The 21,548-nt window shown below is 46.0% G+C and carries 21 protein-coding genes; 7 read left to right on the top strand and 14 right to left on the bottom strand.

The annotated features are described in order from the left end of the window. Window positions 1–15: 15 nt before the first annotated feature. Entirely contained in the window at window positions 16–978 is a 963-nt protein-coding gene (locus H595_RS0101690; RefSeq protein WP_027669625.1) for a magnesium transporter CorA family protein, read from the bottom strand. Window positions 979–1,134: 156 nt separating this feature from the next. Here H595_RS0101690 and H595_RS0101685 point away from each other — a divergent pair, with 156 nt between their 5' ends. Then, complete coding sequence (locus tag H595_RS0101685; RefSeq protein ID WP_027669624.1) at window positions 1,135–1,671, top strand: DUF924 family protein; 537 nt, start codon at window positions 1,135–1,137, stop codon at window positions 1,669–1,671. A gap of 49 nt (window positions 1,672–1,720) precedes the next feature. Here the strand turns inward: H595_RS0101685 and H595_RS0101680 are convergent, their stop codons facing one another. From H595_RS0101680 to H595_RS0101645, 8 genes are all read right to left on the bottom strand, one after another. Next, a complete protein-coding gene (locus tag H595_RS0101680) occupies window positions 1,721–3,562 on the bottom strand; it encodes a DUF885 domain-containing protein (protein WP_027669623.1) in 1,842 nt (613 codons plus the stop codon). A gap of 95 nt (window positions 3,563–3,657) precedes the next feature. Then, window positions 3,658–4,800 carry a radical SAM family heme chaperone HemW gene (gene hemW, locus H595_RS0101675; RefSeq protein WP_027669622.1) on the bottom strand — a complete coding sequence of 381 codons (1,143 nt, stop codon included), beginning with the start codon at window positions 4,798–4,800 and terminating at the stop codon, window positions 3,658–3,660. 4 nt (window positions 4,801–4,804) lie between these two features. After that, a complete protein-coding gene (gene rdgB / locus H595_RS0101670; RefSeq protein ID WP_027669621.1) occupies window positions 4,805–5,404 on the bottom strand; it encodes an RdgB/HAM1 family non-canonical purine NTP pyrophosphatase in 600 nt (199 codons plus the stop codon). Between the two features lie 9 nt (window positions 5,405–5,413). After that, the gene (locus H595_RS0101665) at window positions 5,414–5,836 is read right to left on the bottom strand and encodes a DUF4426 domain-containing protein (RefSeq protein WP_027669620.1); all 423 of its coding nucleotides are present in this window, start codon (window positions 5,834–5,836) and stop codon (window positions 5,414–5,416) included. Between the two features lie 46 nt (window positions 5,837–5,882). After that, complete coding sequence (gene yggU / locus H595_RS0101660; protein WP_205623151.1) at window positions 5,883–6,167, bottom strand: DUF167 family protein YggU; 285 nt, start codon at window positions 6,165–6,167, stop codon at window positions 5,883–5,885. 5 nt (window positions 6,168–6,172) lie between these two features. Continuing rightward, entirely contained in the window at window positions 6,173–6,712 is a 540-nt protein-coding gene (locus tag H595_RS0101655) for a YggT family protein (RefSeq protein ID WP_027669618.1), read from the bottom strand. A 27-nt stretch (window positions 6,713–6,739) separates the two neighbouring features. Continuing rightward, window positions 6,740–7,555: a pyrroline-5-carboxylate reductase gene (gene proC, locus H595_RS0101650; protein WP_027669617.1), complete on the bottom strand. Its 816-nt coding sequence runs from the start codon at window positions 7,553–7,555 to the stop codon at window positions 6,740–6,742. Between the two features lie 8 nt (window positions 7,556–7,563). After that, on the bottom strand, window positions 7,564–8,262 hold the full coding sequence (locus H595_RS0101645) for a YggS family pyridoxal phosphate-dependent enzyme (RefSeq protein ID WP_027669616.1): 699 nt from the start codon (window positions 8,260–8,262) through the stop codon (window positions 7,564–7,566). Window positions 8,263–8,292: 30 nt separating this feature from the next. Here H595_RS0101645 and H595_RS0101640 point away from each other — a divergent pair, with 30 nt between their 5' ends. From H595_RS0101640 to H595_RS0101620, 4 genes are all read left to right on the top strand, one after another. Next, window positions 8,293–9,345: a type IV pilus twitching motility protein PilT gene (locus H595_RS0101640; protein ID WP_027669615.1), complete on the top strand. Its 1,053-nt coding sequence runs from the start codon at window positions 8,293–8,295 to the stop codon at window positions 9,343–9,345. A gap of 6 nt (window positions 9,346–9,351) precedes the next feature. Then, complete coding sequence (locus H595_RS0101635; protein ID WP_027669614.1) at window positions 9,352–10,476, top strand: PilT/PilU family type 4a pilus ATPase; 1,125 nt, start codon at window positions 9,352–9,354, stop codon at window positions 10,474–10,476. Between the two features lie 27 nt (window positions 10,477–10,503). Beyond that, the gene (locus H595_RS0101630) at window positions 10,504–10,932 is read left to right on the top strand and encodes a CBS domain-containing protein (protein WP_027669613.1); all 429 of its coding nucleotides are present in this window, start codon (window positions 10,504–10,506) and stop codon (window positions 10,930–10,932) included. Window positions 10,933–11,393: 461 nt separating this feature from the next. Next, complete coding sequence (locus H595_RS0101620) at window positions 11,394–12,002, top strand: PEP-CTERM sorting domain-containing protein (RefSeq protein ID WP_027669612.1); 609 nt, start codon at window positions 11,394–11,396, stop codon at window positions 12,000–12,002. A gap of 568 nt (window positions 12,003–12,570) precedes the next feature. On the opposite strand, the gene H595_RS21475 is transcribed toward H595_RS0101620, so the two are convergent. Both H595_RS21475 and H595_RS0101605 read right to left on the bottom strand, forming a co-directional pair. Next, window positions 12,571–13,272: a lytic transglycosylase domain-containing protein gene (locus tag H595_RS21475; protein ID WP_051219698.1), complete on the bottom strand. Its 702-nt coding sequence runs from the start codon at window positions 13,270–13,272 to the stop codon at window positions 12,571–12,573. An 83-nt stretch (window positions 13,273–13,355) separates the two neighbouring features. Further along, complete coding sequence (locus tag H595_RS0101605; protein ID WP_027669611.1) at window positions 13,356–14,639, bottom strand: DUF3422 family protein; 1,284 nt, start codon at window positions 14,637–14,639, stop codon at window positions 13,356–13,358. Between the two features lie 325 nt (window positions 14,640–14,964). Here H595_RS0101605 and H595_RS0101600 point away from each other — a divergent pair, with 325 nt between their 5' ends. Further along, complete coding sequence (locus H595_RS0101600) at window positions 14,965–15,843, top strand: EamA family transporter (RefSeq protein WP_205623150.1); 879 nt, start codon at window positions 14,965–14,967, stop codon at window positions 15,841–15,843. Between the two features lie 66 nt (window positions 15,844–15,909). Continuing rightward, the gene (locus tag H595_RS0101595; RefSeq protein ID WP_027669609.1) at window positions 15,910–16,341 is read left to right on the top strand and encodes a CBS domain-containing protein; all 432 of its coding nucleotides are present in this window, start codon (window positions 15,910–15,912) and stop codon (window positions 16,339–16,341) included. A gap of 239 nt (window positions 16,342–16,580) precedes the next feature. On the opposite strand, the gene H595_RS0101590 is transcribed toward H595_RS0101595, so the two are convergent. The 3 genes from H595_RS0101590 to hisIE all read right to left on the bottom strand — a co-directional run bounded on the left by H595_RS0101590 (window position 16,581) and on the right by hisIE (window position 21,311). Continuing rightward, window positions 16,581–18,734 carry a S46 family peptidase gene (locus H595_RS0101590; protein WP_027669608.1) on the bottom strand — a complete coding sequence of 718 codons (2,154 nt, stop codon included), beginning with the start codon at window positions 18,732–18,734 and terminating at the stop codon, window positions 16,581–16,583. 161 nt (window positions 18,735–18,895) lie between these two features. Next, a complete protein-coding gene (locus tag H595_RS0101585) occupies window positions 18,896–20,602 on the bottom strand; it encodes a diguanylate cyclase domain-containing protein (RefSeq protein ID WP_027669607.1) in 1,707 nt (568 codons plus the stop codon). Window positions 20,603–20,696: 94 nt separating this feature from the next. Then, window positions 20,697–21,311 (bottom strand): bifunctional phosphoribosyl-AMP cyclohydrolase/phosphoribosyl-ATP diphosphatase HisIE, encoded by a 615-nt coding sequence (hisIE, locus tag H595_RS0101580; protein WP_027669606.1) that lies wholly within the window; start codon window positions 21,309–21,311, stop codon window positions 20,697–20,699. Window positions 21,312–21,548 lie beyond the last annotated feature (237 nt).

The raw sequence follows: 21,548 nt of genomic DNA, 5'->3' as shown, positions 1-21,548 counted from the left end.
CTAGCCCGGGTGGTATTACCACCAGCCGCGTATTTTAAACCAAATCAAACCGGCAATGCCGCCTAACGCCATCAAAATTAACACAATAAAATAGGCATTGGCTATTTGTAGTTCAGGCATGTACACAAAGTTCATGCCGTAAATGCCGGCTATAAAGGTCAGCGGTATAAAAATGGTGCTGACAATGGTCAATACTTTCATACGTTCATTAATTTGATGTGAAGTAGTAGAAATATAACCCTCTACCAAGTCACTGAGTTGATCGTAGTATAAATCTGTCATGCTGTGCAGGCGTTCAAATTTTTCATAGAAGTCGCGTACATCTGTGGCGCTAAAATGCCGCAACAGCGGATTCTGCTCTTCATAAAAAGCGTCAGCAAAAATATCTTTTTGATAGGCCAGATTACGGTTAATTTTTCTTAGTACTGAGCGGTAGCGCATAATTCGCGCCATCTGTTCATCTGTGCCTCGTTGTAGCATACCATCTTCAAGTTCACTTTGTTCTTCTTCAAAGTTAATCAGTTTTTCCAGATAACTTGCAGACACTGTTAAAATTAGATGTTTAATCCACTCGGCAATATCAGCGCTTTGTGTTGTCTTAATTTGCGGTTTAAGTTGGCTAAGTAAACTGGCGTTATGACAGTAAATCCGGCTGATTAATACCTGCTTAGAGTACAATAAATTTACCTGCGCACTGCCGCTATACTCGCTAAAATCGACGTCGGCATATCCCCGCAAAATAAGCAGCGTAAAATGAGTTTCTGCTTCCAGTTTTGGTGGGTGGCGTTGGCGGCCAAAGTCTTCTGCTAAAGTAGGTGCAATAGCAAAATGCTGCAGTATCGTCTGTTGCTCATCACTGCTGGCGTCATTCAGGTTTATCCATAAACGCGCGTCAGCCGGTAACTGGGTGGGCAACTGATTAAATGTTATTGGCTGCCATTGCTGGGTTTCTGGCTCATAATAGTTTAATGAAATCATATTGTTTCTCTGGCAAAGGCCTATAGTCCACAGCATACCTATAAATGCGCGCAAGGGGCAAATATCAGGTGCTACATCGCACTAAAATTGCAAGGTAACGCAACAGCTTATAAGCTAGAGTGTGATGTAATGCTATAAACCTATAAAAGGACTGACATGTTTAAAGACATATTAACTTTCTGGTTTAGCGATATTGAACCCAAACAGTGGTGGGTGAAGGATGCCGCTTTTGATACGTTAATTACCCAGCGTTTTTCCTCGGTGTTAGAACAGGCTGCAGCCGGTGAGTTATACCTATGGCGTAGTAGTCCTCAGGGACGGTTAGCAGAGATAATTGTGTTAGACCAGTTCTCACGTAACATTCATCGCGATTCGCCCGCTGCGTTTGCTCAGGATGCAATGGCATTGGTATTGGCGCAAGAGGCAGTGGCGGCTCATGCACTGCTTGGGCTAAATACGGATGAGCGCAATTTTTTGTTGATGCCTTATATGCATAGTGAATCGCGCGCTATTCATCAGCAAGCTGAGGTATTATTTAAAAACTATGCGCCAGAGAATAACTACCAATTTGAACTTAAGCATAAAGCTATTATCGACCGCTTTGGCCGTTACCCGCACCGCAATAGTATTTTAGGGCGCAGTTCAACCGCTGAAGAGTTAGCGTTTTTACAGCAACCGGGTTCAGGTTTTTAATGCAAAGAAGCCGGTTATAACACCGGCTTCTTATTACCCTGCAAAGCAATTATGCTTGTGTTGCAGCAATATACTCGTCTACTAACTGCTCCAGCACATCCAATGGCACAGCGCCGTTTTTCAAAACCACATCGTGAAAGGCGCGGATATCAAATTTATCACCTAACGTAGTTTTGGCTTTTTCGCGCAGCTCAATCAGTTTAATCATGCCAATTTTGTAGGCGGTAGCCTGTGATGGCATAACAATATAACGCTCGATGGCTTTTTCAATAGCGGTTGCGGTATTGGGGGTGTTATCCAGTAAATATTGAATAGCGTCTTCACGACTCCACTTTTTAGCATGAATGCCGGTGTCTACCACTAAGCGACAGGCCCGCCAAAGTTCCATTGCCAAACGGCCGAAGTCAGAGTACGGGTCTTGATACAGGCCAATTTCTTTTGGTAACAGCTCGGTATATAACCCCCAGCCTTCAATATAGGCGGTATAGCCACCAAAGCGGCGGAATTTGGGCATATCTTCCAGCTCTTGAGCGATAGCCAATTGCATATGATGGCCAGGGATCCCCTCATGATAAGCCAAGGCTTCCAGTTCATACTTTGGCATGTCACTCATACGATACAGGTTAGCGTAGTATATGCCTGGGCGTGAGCCATCCATTGAAGGTGACTGATAAAATGCCTTGCCGGCAGTTTTTTCTCTAAACGGCTCCACGGCTTTAACAATCATCGGGGCTTTGGGTTTTACCAAAAATAACGTGTCTAACTGGGTGCGCATATGGTCGATAACCGCGGTGGCCTGCGTCAGATATTCAGCTTTGCCTTCCTCTGTTTCAGGGTAATAAAACTGCGGGTCGGTTTGCATAAAGGTAAAAAAGGCATGCAAGTCACCGTCGAAGCCGGTTTTTTGCATAATAGCGCGCATTTCATCATGTATGCGGGCAACATCGTCTAAGCCAATTTGATGAATTTGCTCTGCGGTTAATTCGGTGGTAGTGGTGTCTTTTAATTTGGTATTATAAAACGCCGCGCCGTCTTTAAATCGCCATACGCCATCTATGCTACTGGCTTGTTGCTCAAGGCCTTGTAAATATTTAATCAGCGCGCTGTAGGCCGGCTTAATACTGGTCAGCAGAGCCACTTTAGCCTCGTCGATCAGTAATTTTTGACTCGCGTCATCAAGTGACAGCGCGGCAACTTTTTTTGTGAAATCAGCTAGCAAGGTGCTGTCTTCACCCTCTTCAAAGGGCGCGCCTTTAATCACATTTTCGCTGGCAGAAATAACATGTGGATATACAAATTTCGGCGCAATAATGCCGGCTTCTGCGCGTTGCTGTAATTGATGCTGTAACTGGCTAAACAAAGTAGGTACCGCGTTTAAACGGGCAATATAGGCTTTGGCATCACTCTCGTTGCTGATTGTATGCTGGTTAATAAGCAATGAAGGCACCTGTGAGTGCGTACCAAACATTTGGTTAACCGGGTAGCTGTACAAGCGCCATTTCGCCTCGTCAAGGTCTTGCTGCAGGTTGCCCTGCATCAGTAAGTAACTGACGCGGGTATTGTCATCCAGCTTGGTAACGTCTATTGCTTCTAACATAACCAAATGTTGGCGTGTTAGCTCAAGCCCGGCTTCAAAGTGAGCGTCAGATAAATCCTGCCACTTGTCGTAATCATCTTTTATGCCCAGCCGGGTTTGTTGCACCGGATTACGTTTAACGCCAGCCATAAAAATTTGTTCGAACAGCGCATTGGCTTTGTCTGACTCGCTTTGTTGCTGAACTGCAACCGCTGTTTGGGTTGGGGTGGCGGTTTGTTGTGGGCCGCAACCAGCAAGCAGGGCAGCACTAATGGCTAGCGGTAAAGCTAACTGACGCACGGTGAGTGACTTCATGGATATTCCCTTTTTTATCTTTATTGTAATGATTTTATTCTACGTCACTGCTTCAATATGAAAAGGTCAGCTGTCGCAGCGAATGGTTAATCAACCTAGATAAACAGGGTCAGTAAGTCATTTAAGTAACGTGCACCTTTGTCAGTAATTTGCCAGTGGCTGTCACTTACGCTAAGCAGGCCTTTATGTTCTGCTTCTGTTATCGCTTGTTCTATGGCGCTAAGTGGCAAGCCGGTGTAAGCGATAAAGTCTGCTTTTGGGCAGGGTTCCAGCAACCGAAAGCGGTTCATAAAGAACTCAAAGGGTCTGTCATCACAGTCTACTGGTTCCCGGCTATCTAAATAACCGCGACTGATATCCATATAGCCTTTGGGATGCTTAATTTTTACCGTGCGTAAGATAGCATTACGTGAGGGCAGGGTAATTTTACCGTGTGCACCACAGCCAATACCTAAATAATCACCGTAGCGCCAGTAGTTTAGGTTGTGCTGACATTGCTGTCCGGCTTTGGCATAAGCTGAAATTTCGTATTGCTGATAACCATGCTGTTGTAACAGTGCAAGGCCCTGCTGCTGAATATCCCACAGTGTATCATCTGGTGGTAACACGGGCGGGCGGGAAGCAAACGCGGTGTTAGGCTCAATGGTCAGTTGATACCAGGACAAGTGCGGTGGAGCCAGATCGATTGCCTGTTGTAAGTCAGCTAGGGCACCACTGATATCTTGTTGTGGCAAACCGTGCATTAAATCCAGATTAAAGCTTTGTAATGGTAATTTTTTTGCCAATTGAGCCGCAAAAATGGCCTCTTTGCTATCATGGATCCGGCCTAAGGCTTTAAGTTGAGCCGTTTGAAAGCTCTGTACACCAATAGAAAACCGCGTTACCCCCGCGCTGACGTAACCGGCAAAGCGCTCCGCCTCAACCGTGCCGGGGTTGGCTTCCATCGTAACTTCCATATTGGCATCGCAGGTTAAGCGTTGCTTTACACCCTCAAGTATTTGGCTAATACCGTTGGCACTAAATACACTTGGTGTGCCACCACCAATAAAAATACTGCTAAGGCTACGCCCGGCGACAAGGGCAAGATCTTGATCTAAGTCTGCCAACAAATGGGCAATATATTCCTGCTCTGGAATGCCTTGTTTTACCGCATGCGAGTTAAAGTCGCAGTAAGGACATTTCTGAATACACCACGGAATATGAATGTAGAGCGCCAGTGGCGGTAACTGCAAGGCCACTGCGTTATCCTTTTAGTTTGAGCAAGGGTAACAATTGGCTTAACGCTATGGCGCGGTGGCTTAGTTGTTGTTTACGTTCAGCAGGCAGTTGTGCACTGGTGCAACCTTCATCTGGTAAAAAAAACACCGGGTCGTAGCCAAAACCCGCGCTTCCAGCCGGTGCACGGGTAATATAGCCACGCCATACCCCATGACATACCAATGGCGTGGGGTCTTCAGCATGGCGCATATAGACGAGTACGCAGTGAAATTGTGCACCGCGCTGTGCATCGGGTACTTTTTCAAGCGCACTAAGCAGTTTAACAATATTATCGTTATCACTGGCCGCTTCGCCGGCATAACGCGCCGAATAAATCCCAGGTGCGCCTGCGAGTGCATCTACTGCCAGGCCGGAGTCGTCGGCAATAGCGGGCAGGCCGGTCGTCAATGCGGCATGGCGCGCTTTGATAATGGCATTTTCAATAAAGGTTAAGCCAGTTTCATCGGCATCGGTTACGCCCAGTTCTGTTTGCGGCACTATCGTTAACTGCAAAGGTGCTAATAACTGAGACAGTTCAGCGACCTTACCTTTATTACCGGTAGCAAGTACAATTTTTTGTGTCATAAAGCGTTATTAATCTACGTAAAAGGTTTGATCAAACATCAGTTGCTGCGTTTCGCTGCTATTGCTAATAGAAATAGTGAAAGTGAAACGTTGCTCATGGCGAAATGGCAGCTGGGCCAGATAATAGACTGCAGAGCCTTCGGTAACTTCAGTAAACTCCAAAGTGCGCTGACGGCCTTGTAAATCTTTGGCAATACCAGAAATAGTAACCTGTTGTGCCTGTTTAGATTCGGTATCCAACACTGAAATATTGATGACGCCGTTATATTTACTGCGTTGCAGTTTGTATTGCTGGGCAATTTCTGGCGTAAGAAGCGGTGCAGGAAAAGCAATATAGTGTACATCCCAGTTGCCCAGTTGTTTTTTCTGCTCAGCGTCGGCGTTAAAACTCAGGCTAAGTACGAGTAAACAGACTGTGATAAATATTTTCATAATGAGCTCCGTGCTGTGGTGGATGTTGACTACTAAGTATAGTGTTTTAGTTCGCCAGCAGGTTTTTTATTAATTCAGGTAACTGCTGCGGAGTGCGGATCAATACCGTCTTATGTCTACCCAACTGGCCTTTTTCAATTTCAACATCACTTTTAGTCACGTTAAAACACATGGCTAAATACTTTTGTAAGTGGCTATTAGCTTTACCGTCAACCGGCGGGGCGGTAATGGCGACTTTGATTTCATCGCCATGTAAGCCTACCCAGTTATCTCGACTGGCTTTGGGCTGAACATATAGCCTAAGCCTTAGGTTGCCATCCGATGTTAACACACAGCTTAAAATGGCGGGATCCAGCCTTGTGTCAGTTTGTTTAATACATTCAATGCAATAATGACGATTAAAACGGATAAATCTAATCCCGCTATCGGCGGAATAATGCGTCGTACCGGGCGTAATACTGGCTCAGTCAACTGATGCATTAAATATTCTATGGGGTTATTTCCCTGACTAAACCAGCTCATAATGGCGCGAATAATCAAGATCCAGAAAAACAGTGTCAGCGCTTCACGAATCAGTAATGGTATGGCCATAATCATTAAATTAACGATGAATACCTGGCCAAAAGCGAGGTATCGTAAGCAAATTGATTGCGCAATAACCAAAACCAGCGCTAAAAATACCGATGCAGTGTCTATTTTACCGATGCTTGGTAAAATACGACGCAGCGGGATTATTAATGGATTGGTGGCTTTAACCACAAATTGGCTAAGTGGGTTGTAAAAATCAGCCCGTGCCCATTGAAGCCAAATGCGCAATAGCACAACCATAAGATATAAACTAAAAGCGGTATTGATTAAAAATATCAACGCTTGCATCGGGCTCTCCTGTTAAAACGCGACATGCTACAGACTTTTTGCCATTTCTTGTGCGCGCTTAATAGCGGCATACATGGCGTCAGAAACCATTTTTTCAAGCCCTTGCTCAGCAAAAGTAGTTAGCGCTTCATGGGTTGTGCCGCCTTTTGATGTTACCTGCGCGCGTAGCTCGGCAAAACTATGATCGCTTTGCAGCGCCATGGTCGCAGCACCCAGAGCTGTTTGTGCGACCATCTTTTTCGCCTGCTCTGGCGCAAAGCCTAATTCTTCTGCCACTTGCTGCATCGCCTGCATAAAAAAGAAAAAGTAGGCGGGTGAGCTGCCGGTAACGGCAATAATATGGTCAATTTGGCTTTCTTGCTCTAGCCATACTGTCATGCCAGTACCTGCAAAAACATGATCAACAAAGGCTTTTTCGTAGTTGGAACAGCCACTTGGAAATAGCCCTGTTACCCCTAAAGACACTAATGAGGGGGTATTTGGCATGGCTCTAACAAAACGAACTTTACCAAGCCATTGCTGGTAGCGAACAACAGGAATACCTGCCGCCAAGGTAACGAAGAGTTTTTCGCTAATTTCCGGTGCCGCTAAAATTAAGGCCTCACATACGTCTTGCATCATCTGAGGTTTAACGGCCAATACAATAACATCGGCTTTTTTGGCCGCTTCAACATTATCTAATGTGGTTTCAATCGCATAGTCGGCATGTAAAGCGCTAAGTTTAGGCTGGCTTCTGTTGGCTGCAATAATATTGCTTGCCGGGTAGCCTGCGCTAATCATCGATGCGATAACACATCTGGCCATATTGCCAGCACCAATAAAGGCGACGGTATTGTCATTCATTTGTTGGTTCATTCCTTCTTACAATCCCTTGCGCCAAAAATAGCCGTACCTAATCGTATCATAGTTGCACCATATCTCAGAGCCAAAGGCCAATCGTCAGACATACCCATCGATAATTCAGTCGCCGAAGGATAGTGCTGTTGTAAGCTGGCGGACAACGCCTGCATAGCTGCAAATGCTTGTTGTTGCTCTATTTCTGGCTTACCTGGCGCCGGAATGGCCATTAAGCCTTTTAAACACAACTGGGGTAGCGCGGCGATTTGTTCAGCCAGTTGCAGCATTGTCGCTGGCGCAATACCTGATTTACTGCCTTCATCACTAATATTAATTTGTATTAGCACATTTAACGCGGGCATTTGCTCAGGGCGCTGTTCTGACAGTCGCTGAGCAATTTTAATTCGGTCAATGCTGTGAACCCAATGCGCATGTTCAGCAACCAATTTGGTTTTATTCGATTGCAAAGGCCCGATAAAATGCCAAATAAGGCCAGCGAGGTCTGTGGCATCGCGCGCTTTTTCGGCCAGTTCTTGTGGATAATTTTCCGCAAAATGCCGATGTCCTGCGGCAAAAGCACACCGAATATCAGCTAGTGGTTTTGTTTTACTAACGGCGATCAATTGTACAGTGTCTGTTTGACGTGACAGCAACTGACAATTTTCGTCAATCTTGTGATAGGCGAGGCTGAGTTGTTCTGCTATGTTATTCATATTAACTGGCAACGTGGAGTAGAAATTGTCATGGATATTACCGAATTATTAGCCTTTAGTGTGCAACATAAAGCATCAGATTTACACCTTTCTGCAGGTGTGCCGCCCCTTATCCGGGTAGACGGCGATGTGCGTAAGTTAAACATTCCGCCCTTGTCGCATAAAGATGTACATGCATTAGTGTACGAGATTATGACGGACAAACAGCGCAAAGAATACGAAGAAAACCTGGAATCGGATTTTTCGTTCGAAGTGCCTGATTTAGCCCGCTTCCGGGTAAATGCCTTTGTAACAAATCGCGGTGCAGCGGCAGTATTTCGTACCATCCCCAGTGAAGTATTGTCATTGGATGATTTGGGTGCGCCGGATATTTTTAAAACGATCTCTGAAAACCCACGCGGTTTAGTGTTAGTTACCGGGCCTACTGGTTCGGGTAAATCTACCACGCTGGCGGCAATGATTGATTACATTAATACCATGCGCCACGATCACATTTTAACCATTGAAGATCCTATCGAATTTGTGCACAACAATAAGCTTTGCCTGATAAATCAGCGCGAAGTGCACCGCGATACACACAGTTTTAGTAACGCCTTGCGCTCTGCACTGCGTGAAGATCCCGATGTTATTCTGGTAGGTGAATTACGGGATTTAGAAACCATTCGTTTGGCAATGACCGCGGCCGAAACGGGCCACCTGGTGTTTGGTACACTGCACACCACCTCAGCGCCGAAGACCATTGACCGTATTATTGACGTGTTTCCGGGTGAAGAAAAAGACATGGTGCGTTCTATGTTATCTGAATCACTGCGTGCCGTTATTTCACAAACCCTGTTGAAGAAAGTGGGTGGTGGCCGTATTGCCGCGCACGAAATTATGGTGGGATTACCCGCCATTCGTAACCTTATTCGTGAAGACAAAATTGCACAGATGTATTCCGTTATTCAAACCGGAGCAGCTCATGGTATGCAAACCATGGATCAATGTTTACTCAATCTGGTTAATCGCGGTTTAGTGTCGCAAAAAAATGCGGCTACCAAAGCGCAGGATAAGAACACGTTTGGCGCCATGGGCAGGATGTAAACCTTTATGCATCTAAATGATTTTCTAGACAAAATGATCGTTGAGAAGGCGTCGGATTTGTTTGTAACCGCTGGTATGCCGGTGGCTGCAAAGATAAACGGCGAATTATTGCCAATTGATGAAAACCCGCTAACGGACGCGGGTTCACTTAAATTGGTTTTGTCAGCGATGAATGATAAACAGCAGCAAGAGTTTATGAATAGCAAAGAATGTAACTTTGCTATTTCAAACGATTCAGGCCGTTTCCGTGTGTCCGCATTTTGGCAGCGAGACTGTGCTGGGATGGTGGTGCGGCGCATTGTTACCGACATACCGCATGTTGATGAACTGGGCCTGCCGCCCATCATGAAAGAAGTGATCATGTCCAAGCGGGGCCTGGTGCTGTTTGTTGGTGGTACAGGCACAGGTAAATCAACTTCGTTAGCGGCTTTATTAGGGTATCGCAACAGAAATGCTAAAGGCCATATTCTCACCATTGAAGACCCCATTGAATTTGTGCACGACCACCATAAGAGTTTAATTACTCAACGTGAAGTGGGTATCGACACTGAGTCGTTTGAAGCCGCGCTGAAAAGCTCGTTGCGTCAGGCGCCCGATGTTATTTTGATTGGTGAAATTCGTAGCCAGGACACCATGGAATACGCGTTGTCATTCGCCGAAACTGGCCATTTATGTATTGCAACCTTGCACGCCAACAATGCCAACCAAGCGATTGACCGTATTATGCATTTGGTCCCCAAGGAAATGCACCAGAAGCTGTTGTTCGATTTATCATTAAACTTGCGCGGTATTGTGGCGCAGCAATTGGTGCCAACTGCAGATGGTTTTGGTCGCGTTGCGGCTATAGAGGTGCTGCTTAACTCACCATTGATTGCCGACTTAATCGCCCGCGGTGAAATGGGTGAAATTAAAGCGGTAATGAGCAAATCGCGTGAGTTGGGTATGCAAACCTTCGACCAGGCGTTGTATGACTTATACCAGCTTGGACGTATAAGCTACGCTGATGCATTGCACCATGCCGATTCACCTAATGATTTACGTCTGATGATTAAACTGCGCAGTGGTGACACCAAAGGCGCAGGTTTCTTGTCGGGTGTAACCATCGAAGGGCTTGAAAAAGAAGACGATTAAGCATCTATCACATAGCGCGAGGCCGGTATGAGTATTGCCAATATAATGACCCGCCGTAACAGGTTAGTTACCACTCTTGCCGATGCAAGTCTGGCCACGCTGCATGATGTTTTTGCAAAATCCCGTTTTCAACATGTACCAGTCATTGACAGTAGTAATCGCCTCATCGGTATTGTGTCGGTTAAAGACTATTTTCGGGTATTAAGCCCCGTGATGGACTCGGCAACCGACCCTGCTATTGGTATATTTATCCGCAGTCGCAAAGTACATCAGGTTATGGTGTCGCCGGTTATTACCGGTACTGAAACCACGTCGGTAAAGCAGGCCGCGGCACTGCTACTCAAACACAATATCGGTTGTCTACCTGTCATTGATGAACAAAAACACTTACTGGGGCTCGTGTCCTGGAAGGACATTATGCGTGCTGCGCTAGGCAAATCAGGCTCAGGAACATAGTTGGCCAAGTAGCAGCACATACCTTAAACCTGCAACAATTAATTCTTTCTTACGCCATGCGCTTCCAAGGCGCAAAACCTCGCAGATTCGTTTTGGCTGCCGTTAAGCAAGCCGCTTGGCGGGTTTTCAGCAAATACATAAGCTTATAGCGGACTCTGTGACGCTATGCTGACTTTTATGTCGAAGGCTCATGAAGGGGTTACTGGGAATGCTATTTAATTAACGATAATAAGCAATATAATTTACTATTTAATAAACTAATTGTTTTTTCTTTTCTTTATTGTTTAAGGGCTATATGAATATAAGTGTCAAATATCTTTACGGGTTATTAAGGAGATTGCCACTAATTAACTTAACTGCCTGTATTATAAGATTTTAATTCTAGGCATGCTTTTTGCTTTGGATTAAACCAACTAAAACTTTCCAAATATCAAAGGAAAGAAGTTAAAAAGGAATATTAAATGAAGTTTAAGGTTTTTTTTAAAGCCGCTTTTGTCGGTCTGATTTTATCGGTAAGCGGTTTTGCTAAAGCTGGTCTCATTATCGATATTTACGATAATGGTAGCGGGTTAACAGAAATAAAATTAAGTGGGTCTGATTTAGCCCTTGCGGGGTCACAAAATATTACCAACGGTTTTTGGCTTAATGATATCAGTTTACTCAACATAGGGACTTCTGCTAGTACATTCACGATACTTGAGTCTTTGTCTTTTTTTACAACGACAGATGGAATTAACACTAATTTATCTGATGTATATACTTCAATAAACAGCTCTTGCTGTGCATTTGGATTTAGGATGGCTGATGGTGTTTTTAGTGTATCAGCTGGCGACATAATATCGTTATCAGGCCGTTTGTTAGTTAATAAGCTATTTACGGATTGGAAGGCGGGAACCTATCAATACACAAGTTACTCGGCATACAACGATAATTCCAGCCGTACTTTTTTGCGTGATGGTTTGACTGTTAACATTGGTAATGTGTCGCAGGTACCAGAGCCGTCAACACTAGCTATATTAGCTTTGAGCCTGATTGGTTTAGCATCACGTCGGTTTAAAAAAAGATTTTAATCTAGCTTCAGTACGTCGCTTAGAAAAACACCAATTGTCATGATTGGTGTTTTTTTTCGTCTGGTGTAAGGGGGTTCAAAATTTTGTGTCAGGCGAATAAAAAGTTAAACGCAGGTGCTTCGTTGGTCAAATATCAATTTGTAAGTTGAATCAGAACACATCCCACTAAACTACATAGTAAAAATCACATAGTAAGGACGCAAAGTGTTCTCTTTATGTGTTTAGCTGAATTTGAAAACTGTATAGCTAGGGAACAACATGAGTGTTTTTTCTCGTATAGCGGCGAGCGTCGTATTTATTACTTTTACGTCATCAGTAATTGCATCTACCACTGAGTTTTGAGAGCTTTATCCTAATACAATTCCCGGAAGTTTAGTGGAAGGCCGGGCTAAAGAAAAAGCTTATTCGCAGATTCCGCTGGGTAATGGACATGGTGATTTTAGCTGGTTAACCTGGTCAGGTCGCAATTATGCCAACAGCTTAGCGATATAGTCTTGTTCCTCCTAGCGACAGCAATGCTTATGTCAATCCTTTGAAAGCACCGGTGTTGCTAAAGCTATGTTATGCATCACCCTGCGCGCTGGTAGCGTTTGTGTAAAATGGCTACCCGCTCAACGTAGGCTTTGGTTTCAGCAAACGGTGGTATGCCGTTATATTTTTTTACATTACTGGCACCAGCGTTGTAAGCCGCCAGGGCGAGCGTTAGGTCGCCATTGTGCTGTTTTAATAAATTTGCCAGGTAGCGGCTGCCACCGGCAATGTTTTGTTCTGGCAAGGTGGCATCGTCAACCCCCAATTGCGTGGCCGTTTCTGGCATAAGTTGCATCAAACCAATAGCGCCTTTGCGGGAAATAACGCTGGGACGAAACGACGACTCGGCATGAATGACCGCACGAATAAGTGCCGGGTCTAACTTGTTTTCACTGGCGGCATTACTGATTAACCGATTATAAGGTCGCAGATACAGCGGGGTAGTGTGCCAGTTAACGGTTGATACCGGATCACAGGCAAAGCAGTCGTAGCGTTTAAGCTCAAATGGCCGGTTAATCGGTTGGCGATCTGAAAACGAGGTAGTGCCATTGGCGCTAACCGATTTATACACCAAGGTTTGCGGCTGAACGCTTTTTATCCCCGGTGTCATGTTGGTTAGGGGCTTATCACCGGGAGACAGTTTTAGCTGTTTTTTAGCTTCCGCAGGCTCATTGGCAAGTGCTACCGCACTTAACACGCTAAGGCATAGATAAAAAACACAATAGTTAACTCGGTGCACCTTTGCCAGATCCTTTATTTTGCAGGATCGCAAGTAAAGCACTAAGTTAGCAAAATCTCAAGTACAGAGCGCGAGTGGCTTTGCTAGGGCGATTTGTCCCGGTGTAGTTTTCGGTTGATCCAGATAAGCACTGCAGCAACCATTAGCACCACAACGGGAACACTGATGCTTTGCCACTGCTCGGCATTTACCTGTGGCAGCCAGTAACTTAACGCCTTTATCGCTTTGTCACTTAGCTGTACCGCATAGTAACTAATAGCTACCAATGATAAACCTTCTACCATCTGCTGCATATTCAGCTGCAATTTGGCCCTTTTATCCATTGATGCCAGTAATTGTTGGTTTTGCTGCTCCAATTTTAAGTTAATACGGGTGCGTAGCAGTTCAGTTGAGCGGCCTAAACGGCCTGACAGTGCATTTTGACGATACACCACAGATTCACTGGTGCGAAACGCTGGTGTCAGGCGTCGCTCGGTAAAATCCTGCAGCGACAACAAGCCTTCGATTGGGGTTTCATTCAGGCTTTTTATCCGATCTAACGTTAGCTGATAGTACGCCGCCGTGGCTTGCAGGCGCGAACTGGTATCGGCAATAAGATGCTCGGTTTGTGCCGCCATGGTGGTTATTTCATTGAGCAAATGTTCGTCGTCATTGCGTTTATGCTCAATACGCTGGGTAATGTCAGACAACTGCTTTTCCAGTAAGCTAAGTTTACTCAGTGCCTGGCGTGATAGCGGCCAGCCTAATAGCGATAATTTGCGATAGTTGCCCAAATCGAGCAGCTGCTGTACTAAACGCCCCAATGCTGCCGGGCTTAAGCCTTGATCCAGCAGCACCATGCGGCCGGCACCTTCGGCATGTTTTTGAAAATCGGTCCAGATCCGGGCTTTTTGCCCGGCCAGTAAACTGCTAATACAGTTGTCAGGATTGAACAGGGTGTCAATGTTGCCATAGGTGGTTAACTGCGACGGGGTGATAATGCTTAGTTGCACAATACGAAAAATTTGGCCTGGGATATCATCAAACCAGGTTTTAGCAGGCAAGAAATCGGCTGGATCATCAAATAACTGTTTTTCACTGCCGCTTTGCATAAAGATATAGCTGGAAAACTCGCCGTGCTTTTCAAAACGTAAACTGCCGCCAAACAGTGGCAGGTTGATATCATGGTCGGTTTCACTGAAATGGCTGCCTTGCTGGCTAGCCAGTTGTTGTATAAAGCTAAGTTCGCTGCTGCGCGATGCCGGTGATACGGTGAGCATAAACTGGCACAGCCGACAGGGAGCCGTAAGCGCCGGGAATGTTCGTTGTTGCAGTTCTTTATCCAGAACATCACGCAGTGGATGGCTGCGGTTATGTAGTCCGGTCATACCAATGCTCCTTAGTGTGAGAAAGAAAATAGCGAATGAGCACACATGCCGTTAACGTTAATAAAGCAGATAGTGTGCCACTAGCTTGAAAAATGCCGGTAGCATGAACCCGCAAATGGCACTTTGCGCTTAACCTATTGCTACATAATGATGTTGTTTTGACAACTTCGTGTTTTTGCAAGCAGGGTGGAGCCAAACCACGCTGAGCTTTGCCCTGTAATAAGGCACAAACGCCGCATCCTGGGGCATCATGACGTGCCTTTTGCAGCAGTTGCGGGCTACAATATCTTTTCTAAGCGTGGTGCTTTTCCTGTCAGGTTTTTCTATGTCTATTGCGGTTAATCGTGCGTTGCTGGTGGCTATTGTCAGTGTGGTACCGGCAATGATCACTATTCAGTCTGGTGCTTCTATTGCAAAACAGTTGTTTCCATTAGTTGGGCCAGAGGGTACTACCGCGCTGCGCCTGGGCTTTTCTGCTGTAGTGCTATGGCTGGTATTTCGACCCTGGCGCAGCCTGCCATCAGGACGGCGCGACAGGCTGGCGGTTATTACCTATGGTATTTGCCTGGGTGGCATGAATATTTTATTTTACTTAGCCATTGAGCGCATTCCGCTGGGTATTGGTGTCGCGCTGGAATTTACCGGGCCCTTAGCTGTAGCATTGTTTTCATCGCGGCGTAAGCGTGATCTTGTTTGGGTCGCCTGTGCCCTTGCCGGTATTTTACTGTTATTGCCGGACATGCATGGCGTAGATGCGTTGGATCCGGTTGGGGTGGTTTTAGCATTAGCCGCAGGTGCCTGCTGGGCCGGTTATATATTATTTGGTAAAAAAACCAATGCTAAAGGCTCTGGCGGTATTACGGTAGCGCTGGGCATGACAGTGGCAGCGGCGTTTTTGGTACCTATTGGTGCCATAAGCCAGGGTATGGCGTTATTAAGCTGGGACGTATTACCACTTGGGCTATTGGTTGGTGTGTTATCCAGTGCCTTGCCCTATTCGCTGGAGATGGTAGCGCTTAGAAACATGACATCGCAAAATTTTAGCGTGTTTATGAGTATGGAACCGGCAATTGCCGCGCTGGCGGGTTTTGTTCTTTTGGCTGAGTTATTAACGCTGTGGCAATGGCTGGCAATAGGCTTGGTTATTGTAACGTCGGTTGGCAGTTCTGTTACTTCAGCGCCGACAGCAACAGACAAAACTTGATCTAACACCAAACGACTTGCTACTTTTTCCGTTATAACTAGGTATGACTAATTGGTGGAGGTTGATATGACACTAAATACGGTTGCTCAGTTGATGACGGCAGATCCGTTTTGTGTAATGCGAGATGCAACGTTAAAAGATGCGCATGACTTAATGCGGAGTAAGAATGTGCGGCATATTCCGGTAATAGACGAAAAAGGCGAGCTGGTGGGCATGCTGACGCAAAAGATTATGATAGCTAAGGTGATGGGTTTAATGGCGCAATTTGGTGCTACGGCGCTTGAGCGTAAAGAAAAACAGCAACTTATCACCGATTTAATGGCAACCGATTTTGCTGCGGTAACGCCTGAGCAGTCGTTGAAAGACGTCGCCGGTTTTTTTGTTACGAACCGTCATGGTTGTATGCCGGTGGTAGATGAAAATAACAAGCTAAAGGGGATTTTAACCTCGTCAGATTTTGTCCGGCTGGCAGCAGAATTATTAGAAAAAACAAACTAGATAAGAGGCCTCAACTTAGTGAGAATCGGCTTGTTCTAAACAGACCGTTGACGGCATGGATGCCGGACAAATTCGTCTGGAGCGAATTTGAACAGCGAAGCTGGTCCGCAGGATTAACTTCATGGACGAAGTTTATAATCGAGCCAACAGGGATGTATTTACGGCGTGCCTGTGTGGACAAGCCGGTTCGAATCGGAGCTGTAATTAAAAAAGGGCCTTACGGCCCTTTTTGCGGATAGTTATTTAACACCCATTTCTTTTAACAGGTTCTCAGCGCCATCCAGCTGCATTTGCCACAGCATAAAACGGTGATCTACCTGAATAGATCGGGTATTGTTTGGGTTGTAATCCCAATCTGAAATTATAGAGTCTAGTGTGCCGTCAAAAGCTAAGCCCACCAGCTCAGCTTTGCTGTTTAATACCGCTGAACCAGAGTTACCCCCGGTAATATCCAGTGTGGCTAAAAAGTTTACCGGCACAGAGTTTAAGCTTTCTACCTTGTAAGGGCCGTACTGCTTGGCGTTAATGGCATCAAGCTGGCTTTGTGGTGCGTTAAACTCGCCCTCACCAGTGGCTTTAGCCGTTATACCGCGCAGAGTGGTGAACGGCGCCCAGGCATTACCGTCTTCGTTACCATGGCCCCGGCCTTTTACGTTACCGTAGGTTACCCGTAAAGTGCTGTTAGCATCGGGGTAAACGGCCTGGCCTTTAGACTGCATAAACGCAATTTTCGCGCGCATATAGCTGGCATAGGCCTGCTGAATTTTGCCTTCCAGTTCTTCCTCTTCAGCTTCACGCTTTAACGTCCATTTATGCAGTGCCACGGCAGCTTTTACAAAGCTATCGCTGCTTTGTGCAAACTGCTCAGGGGTCATTTCAAGCAGGGCATTACGGTTTTCTAACGTAGCAAGGCCCGAGTTGGCGTACCAACTGTCAATTAACGCCTTAAGTTGCTGCTCGTTCATGCCATCTTTAATGCCCATTACTTTATCAAACTCGGCATCACGCTGCTTTTTAGGCTGCGCGGCATAACGGCCAAGGTTGTATAAGTCCAACGCTTTTTCTACGCTAACGGCAAGGTTGCGTTCCATGCCAGCAACAAAGGCTTTATAGCGTGGTAAGTCGCGGCTTTGGTAACCCGCTTTACGCTGTGCATCTGGTTTGGTGGTCTCTTCTGACAGGCGATAAAGGGCGCTGGCAGCTATTAACAACCGTGGTTTTGCATTACCTAAAAGGTAGTCGCGACGGTCTTGTTGCTGGCGCTGTTTAAGCAGTTTTTCTATTGTTTTTAAATCATCCGCGTAGGCTTTTTTATTATCCCGGCTGCTGTTAACCCAAGCCGTTAATGCCACATGTTCCGCTGTTTTGCGTGCTAAAAAATCGCTGTCGGCAAAGCTATCCAGCATGCCCTGGCGGTTTTTCATGTAGTTATTTAAACCCGCCACACGGCTGGCATATTTAAGGTCGGCGTCTTTATCGTTGGCTGTTTCGCGGCCAATAATATCTAGCGTATTTTTAAAATGGCTTACCGTGTTAGGGTATGACCATTCAAAAGTTTCACTCACTTCACTGGGTAAACGGTGGCGGTTGGTGCGGCCGGGGTAACCCATCGCCATAACAAAATCACCTTCTTTGACGCCATCTTTAGCCAGGGTTAAGTGAAAATCTGGCTTGTAAGGTACGTTGTCAGCACTAAAGTCAGCCGATTTCCCTTCCGGGCTGACATAAGCGCGGTAGAAGCTGTAATCACCTGTGTGGCGCGGCCACATCCAGTTGTCGGTGTCGCCACCAAATTTACCTACGCCTTCAGCCGGTGCGTGCACTAAACGCACGTCTTTAATTTCCAGTTGTTTAATACGGTAGAACTCCAGGCTGCCGTAGTAAGCGGCCACGGTACAACGATAGCCTTCGTCTTTTTCGCATTCGGCTACTAACGCTTTTTGGTTCGCTTCGATGGCATCAATGCGCTTTTTACCGCTCAGTTTAGCCGTAGCCGCATCGATTACTTTGTCGCTAACGTTATCTACTGCTTTAGTGACAAAAATACGGCTACCTGGCGCAGCGGGTACTTCATCACTTAGTGTTTTAGCCAAAAAGCCATTGGCTAACAGGTCATTTTCTGGTGTGGAATTGTGAGCAATGCTGCCATAAGCGCAGTGATGATTAGTTGCAACTAAGCCATTGGGTGAAACAAAAGAGGCAGAACAACCACCTAAGCTGACAATAGCGGCAGCCGGAAATTCGGTTAGCTTGGTTAAATCTGCAGGGTCTAGCGCAAGACCGGCAGCTTTTAACTCGTTGGCAATTTCTGGCAATTGTTGCGGCATCCACATGCCTTCATCTGCCATGGCGAAACTGCTGGCCAAGGCCAGCATCAGAATAGATTTTCTCATAAGGACTCTTTTTATTTTTGTGTTGTAAGAAATGTTATACGTAATTAACACGCTATAGTCTTTGGCTGGCAATAGCTTGTCAATACACAGACAAAGCCTGTTACATTTTAATGGGGTAAATAAAAGACAAAAAGCGTTCTGTAGTGATTACAGCACCAAATTTACTCTGCTGTTTGAGCGGAATACCAACATGGCTGGTTCGACCCCTGGCGTTTTGCTTGATACATGGCGCTATCAGCTTGGCGGAGTAGCTCGTCATAATCGTTGTCGTTTTGAAATAACACCAGGCCAATACTGCAAGCGCATTGGTGCATCAGATTATCCGACAGCGGATAAGGGCGGGACAGTTCTTGAGCAATCTTTAATGCTATTTGTTGCATGTAGAGCCGGCTAAGCTTGGTATCAGTATCAATGTCACGTAGTAGCACAATAAATTCGTCGCCACCAAAGCGGGCAACAGTATCTGCTGAGCGAACGGTTGTGGTTAAGCGCTTAGCCACTTCTATCAGCAGGGTGTCGCCAACTTTATGGCCAAACAAATCATTAACTGGCTTAAAGTTATCCAAATCGATAAACATCAGGCCGCAGTATTTTTGATTGCGCTGGCTGGATGACATGGCCTGTAGCAAATGTTCTTCCAGCAAGCGGCGGTTGGCTAAACCCGTTAAAGCATCATAAAACGCTAACTGACGTATTTGAGCGGCACTTAAACTGCGGCTTATGGCTAATTCGGCTAAGTTGCCGTATGCAACAATTTGTTTGAGTAACTCAGGTGATGGCGCTGTTGGCTCGTTATGATAAATAGCAAAAGTGCCCAGTACTTCACCCTGAGCATTTTTAACCGGTTGTGACCAGCAGGCTTTTACATCGGCCAGTGCGGCGAGTGCCTGATAAGGTTGCCAGTAAGGGTGAGTCTCTATATTGTCAACAATGACCGTTTCGCCTGTTACCGCAGCGGTACCACAAGAGCCTACACCTACGCCTGTCTTTATGCCATCAAGCGCCTCATTGTAAGCGTCAGGTAAAGAGGGTGCTGCACCATGACGTAGCGTCTCACCATCGGTATCTAACAGTAAAATAGAACAAATCATTTGAGGGTTGAGCTGCTCTACCTGCATAACCAAATTATGTAAGATGGTTTTAAGTGCGACACCTTCACTAATTTGACTCAGGATTTGATTTTGCATTTGCAGCTCTTGCGTACGCTGTGTAACTTGTTGTTCTGTATGTTGCAAGCTGCGTTGATAGCGGTCATTAGTCAGGCTAAGTTCGGTAATTTGTAGCGCCAATAGCCCCAGCATATTCAGCATGGCGGGGAGTTTACTTTCATCTACAATAGCGACCTCGGCCAAGGCAGCCATATAGTCATCTTGTGCAAAGCCCGCCTCTTTGGCCTGCGCGATAAAGTGCTCTGTGCTGGGTTCATTTAAGAAAAATTGCCCGATAAACAAGTTGGCAATATGTTCACCTTCCAACATGATAGGGGTTGCGCAATCTGTCAGGCCATTACCGCAACGATAAATAGAATAATTTTTACCTTGCTGCAGTTGCACTGCTAAGTTTTTGTCGCTTTCTAAGCAGCGGCCTAATGTTGGGCTTGCTTGGCGGTGGAATTGCATGCAGGCACGTTGCCAACGAGAAGAAGCAAGTACCTTGCCCTGTAAATCAATTAAAGCAATGGGAACATTCATCACCTGCAAGAAACTCTCAAAAAGGGCATTTAAGCGGCTAAAATCGAGTGCAGAAACAAGCCTACGGGTAACCGTATTAGCAGATTCAGGCATTGCCTTATTCCAATCGCTGGATAATGGGTCCAGCATTTGGATCAGGTTTGCCTCACGATGCAGATGTGGCGATTTGGTTGTCATGTCGCGAACAGTTTAGTTTGCTTTACAGTTTGCTGCCAGTTACACATTAAATATTTGTCGTGAATTACTGTACATACAAACTGCCAGCATTAAATTATTTGTGACGCTGCTGCAGTACCTTTATCACATCGTTTAATTCCAGCTTTTGGCTGCGTAGCAGTACCAGCAGGTGGAACATCAGATCGGCCGCTTCGTTGGCCAGCTCTTCTCTGTCACCCGCCATCGCGGCAAGCGCAGATTCAACACCTTCTTCACCCACTTTTTGAGCAATACGTTTTACGCCTTTGGCAAATAAACTGGCGGTGTAGCTACTGCTGGGGTCTGCGCCTTCGCGGCTTTTAATTACTTGCTCCAAGTCATATAAAAAAGCCAATTGAGGGCTATTGGCGCTATTGTCGTGCCAGCAGGTTTCGGTGCCAACATGGCAGGTAGGGCCTTGTGGCAGTGCCAGTACTAAAATGCTGTCGGCGTCGCAGTCGTTGTCGATACTAACTAGTTTTAGCGTGTTGCCAGAGCTTTCGCCTTTAGTCCACAAGCGCTGTTTACTGCGGCTGAAAAAGGTAACGTTGTTGCTTTGCAGCGTGTGCTCAAGCGCCTCGGGGTTCATATAGCCCTGCATTAGCACTTTGCCAGAGATAGCATGTTGTACTATGGCCGGTAATAGCTGGGTTTCGGGCCAGTTTAGGGTGGTAAGTGTGTCTTTTTTCATATGTAACCTTTAAATAATTTTGCGCCATACCGTTGTAAGCTCTGAGGTTTAGTTACACAGAGACGCCGTAAATACATCTTTGTAGGCTCCTCTGTGGCATCCATGCCACAGACGCTCTGTTTAGTAACTAATCCTCGGCGCATTAGACATTTGCTTTGCGGCTGGCACAAGCAAAGCAAGCGCGGATGTACTTTTTTCAGCGACCGTTGAAGCCCTGGACGGGCTGAGACGAGCCCC

It is taken from the genome of Rheinheimera baltica DSM 14885 (assembly GCF_000425345.1).
GTDB lineage: Bacteria > Pseudomonadota > Gammaproteobacteria > Enterobacterales > Alteromonadaceae > Alishewanella > Alishewanella baltica.
This window is presented reverse-complemented; position numbering and strand designations above follow the sequence as displayed.

What these genes read in the sequence shown, in the direction of transcription:
- H595_RS0101645 (WP_027669616.1), bottom strand. Translation starts at nt 8,262, where the DNA reads ATGAATAACATAGCAGAACAACTCAGCCTCGCCTATCACAAGATTGAC.
- H595_RS0101640 (WP_027669615.1), top strand. Translation starts at nt 8,293, where the DNA reads ATGGATATTACCGAATTATTAGCCTTTAGTGTGCAACATAAAGCATCA.
- H595_RS0101665 (WP_027669620.1), bottom strand. Translation starts at nt 5,836, where the DNA reads ATGAAAATATTTATCACAGTCTGTTTACTCGTACTTAGCCTGAGTTTT.
- H595_RS0101595 (WP_027669609.1), top strand. Translation starts at nt 15,910, where the DNA reads ATGACACTAAATACGGTTGCTCAGTTGATGACGGCAGATCCGTTTTGT.
- H595_RS0101585 (WP_027669607.1), bottom strand. Translation starts at nt 20,602, where the DNA reads ATGACAACCAAATCGCCACATCTGCATCGTGAGGCAAACCTGATCCAA.
- H595_RS0101655 (WP_027669618.1), bottom strand. Translation starts at nt 6,712, where the DNA reads ATGCAAGCGTTGATATTTTTAATCAATACCGCTTTTAGTTTATATCTT.
- H595_RS0101685 (WP_027669624.1), top strand. Translation starts at nt 1,135, where the DNA reads ATGTTTAAAGACATATTAACTTTCTGGTTTAGCGATATTGAACCCAAA.
- H595_RS0101590 (WP_027669608.1), bottom strand. Translation starts at nt 18,734, where the DNA reads ATGAGAAAATCTATTCTGATGCTGGCCTTGGCCAGCAGTTTCGCCATG.
- H595_RS0101630 (WP_027669613.1), top strand. Translation starts at nt 10,504, where the DNA reads ATGAGTATTGCCAATATAATGACCCGCCGTAACAGGTTAGTTACCACT.
- H595_RS0101690 (WP_027669625.1), bottom strand. Translation starts at nt 978, where the DNA reads ATGATTTCATTAAACTATTATGAGCCAGAAACCCAGCAATGGCAGCCA.
- hisIE (WP_027669606.1), bottom strand. Translation starts at nt 21,311, where the DNA reads ATGAAAAAAGACACACTTACCACCCTAAACTGGCCCGAAACCCAGCTA.
- H595_RS0101620 (WP_027669612.1), top strand. Translation starts at nt 11,394, where the DNA reads ATGAAGTTTAAGGTTTTTTTTAAAGCCGCTTTTGTCGGTCTGATTTTA.
- H595_RS0101605 (WP_027669611.1), bottom strand. Translation starts at nt 14,639, where the DNA reads ATGACCGGACTACATAACCGCAGCCATCCACTGCGTGATGTTCTGGAT.
- proC (WP_027669617.1), bottom strand. Translation starts at nt 7,555, where the DNA reads ATGAATGACAATACCGTCGCCTTTATTGGTGCTGGCAATATGGCCAGA.
- H595_RS0101600 (WP_205623150.1), top strand. Translation starts at nt 14,965, where the DNA reads ATGTCTATTGCGGTTAATCGTGCGTTGCTGGTGGCTATTGTCAGTGTG.
- H595_RS0101635 (WP_027669614.1), top strand. Translation starts at nt 9,352, where the DNA reads ATGCATCTAAATGATTTTCTAGACAAAATGATCGTTGAGAAGGCGTCG.
- rdgB (WP_027669621.1), bottom strand. Translation starts at nt 5,404, where the DNA reads ATGACACAAAAAATTGTACTTGCTACCGGTAATAAAGGTAAGGTCGCT.
- H595_RS0101680 (WP_027669623.1), bottom strand. Translation starts at nt 3,562, where the DNA reads ATGAAGTCACTCACCGTGCGTCAGTTAGCTTTACCGCTAGCCATTAGT.